The 5,880-nt window shown below is 54.6% G+C and carries 7 protein-coding genes; all 7 read left to right on the top strand.

What is annotated here, in order from left to right; genetic code table 11:
• A partial coding sequence (locus tag ACWVCN_RS03960; RefSeq protein ID WP_455244217.1) for a hypothetical protein occupies positions 1-477 on the top strand: 477 nt, incomplete at its 5' end.
• Positions 474-944: a prepilin-type N-terminal cleavage/methylation domain-containing protein gene (locus ACWVCN_RS03955; protein WP_455244216.1), complete on the top strand. Its 471-nt coding sequence runs from the start codon at positions 474-476 to the stop codon at positions 942-944. The genes ACWVCN_RS03960 and ACWVCN_RS03955, both read left to right, overlap by 4 nt.
• Positions 916-1,536 carry a type II secretion system protein GspJ gene (locus ACWVCN_RS03950; protein WP_455244215.1) on the top strand — a complete coding sequence of 207 codons (621 nt, stop codon included), beginning with the start codon at positions 916-918 and terminating at the stop codon, positions 1,534-1,536. The genes ACWVCN_RS03955 and ACWVCN_RS03950 overlap by 29 nt, the downstream gene beginning before the upstream one ends.
• Positions 1,533-2,435, top strand: a complete 903-nt coding sequence (gspN, locus tag ACWVCN_RS03945) for a type II secretion system protein GspN (RefSeq protein ID WP_455244214.1) — start codon at positions 1,533-1,535, stop codon at positions 2,433-2,435. Before ACWVCN_RS03950 ends, gspN begins: the two co-directional genes overlap by 4 nt.
• A gap of 77 nt (positions 2,436-2,512) precedes the next feature.
• Positions 2,513-4,087, top strand: coding sequence for a pilus assembly protein PilM (gene pilM, locus ACWVCN_RS03940; RefSeq protein ID WP_455244213.1), 1,575 nt, complete (start codon positions 2,513-2,515; stop codon positions 4,085-4,087).
• Positions 4,084-4,632, top strand: coding sequence for a type II secretion system protein GspM (gspM, locus tag ACWVCN_RS03935; RefSeq protein ID WP_455244212.1), 549 nt, complete (start codon positions 4,084-4,086; stop codon positions 4,630-4,632). Before pilM ends, gspM begins: the two co-directional genes overlap by 4 nt.
• The gene (gene gspK, locus ACWVCN_RS03930) at positions 4,619-5,566 is read left to right on the top strand and encodes a type II secretion system minor pseudopilin GspK (protein WP_455244211.1); all 948 of its coding nucleotides are present in this window, start codon (positions 4,619-4,621) and stop codon (positions 5,564-5,566) included. Before gspM ends, gspK begins: the two co-directional genes overlap by 14 nt.
• The last annotated feature ends 314 nt before the right edge of the window (positions 5,567-5,880 follow it).

The following is a 5,880-nucleotide window of genomic DNA, read 5'->3' as shown; positions in this document are numbered from 1 at the left end:
ACGCGGAAATGGGCCGGCACTCTCAAGTCCATGCAGGAAATGTCAGCGACGATGCAAAAACCGGTTCGCTTGTATGTTGACATGGAACGAGGAACCTATTGGCCGGTTATTCTGCACGGGAATGAGGAGAAGGCTCCGCTCGATCCGATATGGGCGACACCACGTACTCTCCCGGAGCCCGTTCGTTTCACGGACTTTCAAATTGCTGGGAAACGGCAAGATTCCGGAAGAGTCGACATCTTGTTCTACCCGAACGGCCGCATCGACCCTGCCGTCATGCATTTAACGGATACAGACAACAATGTCATGGGCGTGAAAATCGAACCCGTGACATCATTGGTACGCGTGGCCGACCAACATATCGATCCAATAATCCCTCGGCCTATACCGGAGCGCATCCGTACTCTCCTGCAACCTCCTCAGATAGGCGGGCAGCTAACACAACCATCGCAGACTCCCAAGTTGAGCCGCCCATGAGGAAACATCATCAAGAAAGGGAACGAACAGCCGGCACCTCTGCTTTCATGCGTGCAGTCGACGCCAATGGATTCACCCTCCTTGAAGTCGTAATTGCCATCGCAATTCTCGCGTTAGCGCTGCCGATCCTCCTTGGCCTGAGGAATTGGGACCTCGACCTGCACGCCAGGGCTGCGGAGATTACGGCCGCCACCTTCTTGGCTCAGGAAAAATTGGCGGAAGCCGAATTGAGCCCGAGTTTTCCGTTGGGCGAGACCAGTGGCGACTTCCTGAATCCCCCGCTCGGGTATCAAGCGCTCGGGGACGTAGTCAATCGCGCAGACAAATTTCGATGGAAACGCATTGTGACGAGCACGCCGTTGAACGCCGTGCGTGAGGTCAAGATCCAGATACTCTGGCAACAGGGCAACGTTGAAGAACGACTTGAAGTGAGCACCTATGTCTTCGCTACCAGCCAAGCCTTCTGAGAGCGGCTTTACCCTCGTTGAAGTCCTCCTTGCCACAGCGCTTGTGGCCGTCATTGCGGCGATGGTATTCGGCTCGTTGCATCTGAGTACGGTTGCCATCGACCGGGCAAGAGATACGGCATCAAAGGATCAAGTCCTGCGAAGCACCTTGCGCATCATGGCGGAAGAATTGACCGCGGGATTATCGCATAATGCAGCACCGTGGATCGGCATCGATGGACAAAGGGAGGGACAGCCAGCCGATACGGTTGCTTTTTTAACTTTAGGGCAATTTCATGCAGTCGATTCCAGCCAAGATACGGAACTTGTGAGAATTGTTTATACACGAGAGGAAGATCGACTCCTGCGGTTCGTCAGGCGAAATCTCTATGGGATCAATGATGAAACAGTGGAGCAAATAGAATTGGCTTCCAATGTCAAAGGCTTCAATCTTCGTTACTACGACGGCCAAGCCAACACATGGTCCGATACATGGGATGGGAGAGCCAGAAGCGTCCCCCCGGCCTCGGTCTTGATCGAATTGACAATCATGCAAAACGAGTATGACTCGAAGACAATCCGCCAATGGGTTTCTGTAGGAGTACAATCGTGATCAGCCGATTCCCATGGCCTGTCAAACTCGATGTCAGGAAAAAGGCTCTAGGATGGGCGCTGATCGGGCTTGTCAGTTTCCTTCTGTTTCTTGTACTGACTTTTCCCTATGGCCGCCTTCAGGCGCGCATTCTGTCCGAAATCACGAGAGCAACGGGCTGGGAAGTGCAGGCCGCGGATTGGTCAAGAGGGTTTCCAGTCGCAGTGGAATGGCATGATGTGTCGTGGACGAAACCAGGCGTTCAGAGTATTCCAGTCAGTCTCATGCGGGTCAATGTCGGAGTTCCGGAACTTCTCATGGGGCAGCCGGCGGTAGAAGGACTTGTCCATTTTCCTGGAACCGGTCAACTCGGGGGAGGGCAGATGACGGGAGAAGTGATCGCATCCTCCTGGTCATTTATAGGGCCTCTCTCAATGAAAGGCCAACTCCAGCAGATCAACTTGGCCACAATCATCAAACCGTACGTAACCCGCGGTCAACTGGAAGCCGACGTGGCTCAGGAATGGGAAAATCGCGGAAAGGAAGGGATCGTCTTCAACGGGAAGGGATCATGGAACGCCGACATCAAGGAATTGATGCTCGAACGTATCCCCATCGGCAGAGCGGTCCTCCCCTCCTTGGCCTTCAACCGCATAACCGCAGCGGTCACCTGTCGAGACACCACATGTGATCTTATCGAGTTTAAAGGAGACGGGCCTGATGGGACCGTGACGGCTCAGGGCCGTATTCTTCTCCAGAATCCGGTCCATACCAGCACACTAGATATAGGGGTCACAATACTGGCCGGTGCCGGATGGGCTACAAAATCAGCCGGCCTGCCGATCCCCCCCATTTCACCTGGGACCCCTATTACCGTGAAACTGGCTGGATCGGTCGCAAATCCTCGTATAACGCTATAAACTTGTTGTGTTGAACCTTAAATTCAAGTCATATTGAGAAACTCGACTAAGTACCACCTGCTCAGGCTGTTGCAACGATGATTGCCGAATGTGTCGGGCTCGACGTAGGACAGACAGCGATCAAAGCCGTCCGATTCCGAAGACGCCTGACGGGCCGTGAATCAGTCGAATACTTCCACTTGCCACTCCCCTATGCGAGACCGGAACAGGCCGAGCCGGCTCGACGAGCCACCCTTCTCCGTAACTTTCTCTGGCAACACGGATTGTATGAGAGCGGAGACATCGTTACGGCTCTCCCGTGCCAAGACCTCTTTATTCGGACGCTGTCTTTCCCCTTTCGAGACAGTGCCAAACTCGAACAAGTCGTGCCGTTTGAAGTCGAAAACTTAATCCCGATGGCACTGGACGACGTGGCCTTAGGAAGCGTATTGCTGCCGCCGAGGGCAATCGCGGCAGGCAAGAAACCGTCGAAAGGCGCGGAGGTATTGGTCACGGCAGCGCCGAAGGACAAAGTTGCCGAGCATCTCAAGTTCCTGGCTGCTGCCGAACTCAAACCCGCCGCCATCGGTGTCGACGGTATGGCGCTCTACTCGATTACCAAATTTCTCCAGGGGGAAGGCGCGCACGTTCCCCCCAATCTGGCGATCCTCGATGTCGGAGCGACGAAGACTACCCTGTGTCTCGTTCAGGATGGCCGCCCGGTCTTTCTTCGTACCTTACTCTGGGGCGGGAACCATCTTACCCATGCGTTGGCCGTACGGCACGCCTGCAGTTTTGCCGAAGCGGAGCGACGGAAGCGTGCCATGACCGTTCAAGAAGTAGATGCCTGGATGGAACCTCTACTGCGTGAATTGCGTGTATCCCTTCACTCATACGAAAGTTCACGAAATCAACGACTCTCCCATTGTTGGGTATCCGGCGGCGGATCGAAGCTCCGAGACTTGGGTGGATATGTCGCACACGAACTCGGACTGGCATCTGTCGGACCGCGGCATGGCTTCGGGGCGAACTGCCCTCGCGCGTTTTCTATTGCTTTCGGGCTGGCGATTCACCCAAAGATCGTGCGACCTCGTTGGAAATCGAAGGCAATCGGGTCGGACGTAGCACTTGACCTCAACGCCCCGGTCGTTTCCGTCTCCGAAAAGGACGACACCTCGAAGAAAGATCGCCGTCTCGCAATATGGGGCGCTCTCCTTCTCGGATTGCTGGGACTCCTGGACCTCTCGATTCATTTGATCACGAAGGAGTCCACGCTCAAGGATGTGAAGCAAGCCCTCCAAACGCAATTCACGCAATCGTTCGGCGGAGAAGCCACCCCGGGGGAAGAACTCGATGTAGCCAGGTATAGAGTCGCACAGCTAGATAAGAGCCTGGCCGTGGTTGACGGAAGCCAATACAACGTCTTGGCCAGTATGGCAGACTTAACTAAACAGCTCCCTCCCGGAATTAAGCTGACCGTGCGGGATTTAACCATTGAGGGACCGGCCGTCCATTTCGAGGGGGACACCACTTCATTCGACGCAGTGGAGAAAATCAAACAGGCATTCCTGGCAAATCCGGCGTTCCAGGACGTATCCGTCACCGACGCGCGAGTCGGTGCAGTACCCAATCAAGTCGTCTTCCGGCTCACGTACCAGGTGCAACACCCATGATAGCGATCTGGAAAGAGCGTTGGCGCAACCTTGCGCCCAGGGAACGGGTCATTCTTGGAATCGGCGGTGTCGTAGTCTCCGCCAGTCTGCTGTTCCTCGTAGTCGTCGAACCCATGCTGATGAAAATCGATAAAATCGAGCGACAGGCCATCAGAAAATCGAAAGAGCGTACGGAACTGGCAGAGTTGGCGAACGAGTTCGTGGCGAAGCAGGCTCGGCTGCAACAGATTGAGAAGCGGTTAGCGCCGGCCACAGGTGAGTTCTCACTCTTGGCCTTCATGGAAGATGCGGCGAACTCCATACAGGTCCGTGATCGCATTACGGGAATGCAACCGCAGCAACCCGTGGCTATGCAAGGCTATCAAGAAACCGCTGTCGACCTCCGCCTTGATGGAGTCCAGTTCCCCCAACTTTTGGCTCTGCTAGCTGCCATTCAGCAGGCCCCCTACGACGTGCAGGTGAGACATCTCCAGATCAAACCCAAGTACGACAACCCCCTCAACCTGGATGCAACGTTGAGAATCGTCTCTTATGCTAAGGCGTGATGAGCGCGGCGTCGCCCTTCTCCTCGCCCTCCTTGTCCTGGCCCTGCTCGTGGCATTGATCCTGGAGTTCGATGGAGAAGCCAGGCGTGAATATCGCGATGCCGCAGCCTTCCGTGACAATTTTAAAGCCACGGTCCTAACGCGAGCAGCTGTTCAAGCGGCACGGGCCGTGCTGCAACAAGATCTCCTCAAAGATAAGCAGACCGGAGAATTCTACGACTCACTCACCGACCTTTGGGCTTTCCCGATCCGTCAATACACCATCGGCGACGGACTGCTCTCGGCTCAGATTGAAGATGAGCAGGGGAAATTGAACCTCAATGATCTGGCCGTCAGCGGCGTTCCAGCCGCGAAGAAAATAAAAATCCTCAGATTTAAGCGCCTCTTCGAGCTGCTGCAGATTAATCCGGATCTGGTTGACGCCATCGTCGATTGGGTCGATACGGACGACATTCCCGAACCAGCCGGGGCAGAATCTCTCTACTACCAATCACTCAGACCGGCCTACCGTGCTGCCAATGCGCCGTTTCAGACCGTGCGAGAATTAAAGCTGATCAAGGGAATGACACCGGAAATCGTCGACAAATTGGTCCGCTATGTGACCATCTACCCGGCCGAAGGAGAAAGCAAAATCAACATCAACACGGCAGATTCATTGGTGATCCAGGCACTCGATCCGGACGTCACACAATCAATGGCGGCGGAGATCATTCAGGCGAGACCGTTTAAGAAGATCATCGAACTGGATAAGGTCGCCAGTGCCAAAGAAACCTTTGCCCGCCTTCGCATTCCGCCTGTCTATGATGTCAAAAGCAGCGTGTTCTCCGGTCGGATGACCCTCACCGTCAGCGAGACGATCAAGGCAGGAGCAGTTGTTCTACAACGTGATGAGGCAACCGGAAATAGCAATGTTCTGTACTTTCGTTTTCTGTAGCAGATTCCTCTTCTCGCCATTAATGCAGATCCGCAGGGAAAATTAACAATTCTGTAACACACCTGTCATTCCGCCGATACACCCCCTTCCTATTGTTGGTGCAACACCATCGCTGCAACCCCAACAGAGGAATAAGGAGGGACGTGTGAGGGACATTGTGAGACATCTCCAGCAGCTTGTTCTAGGCGGAGTACTCTTCATGGCGAGTACTGCGAGCATGCTCATTGGGACAGCCACTGCGCAAGACTTCGGGAAGGCAAACCAGGCCGATACCGCCAATAGCGCTGATGGAACGGAATCAACTGATGGCACTT

Source organism: Petrachloros mirabilis (genome assembly GCF_975968855.1).
Note: the sequence above shows the minus strand (reverse complement) of the source record. Positions and strands in the feature narration are given on the sequence as shown.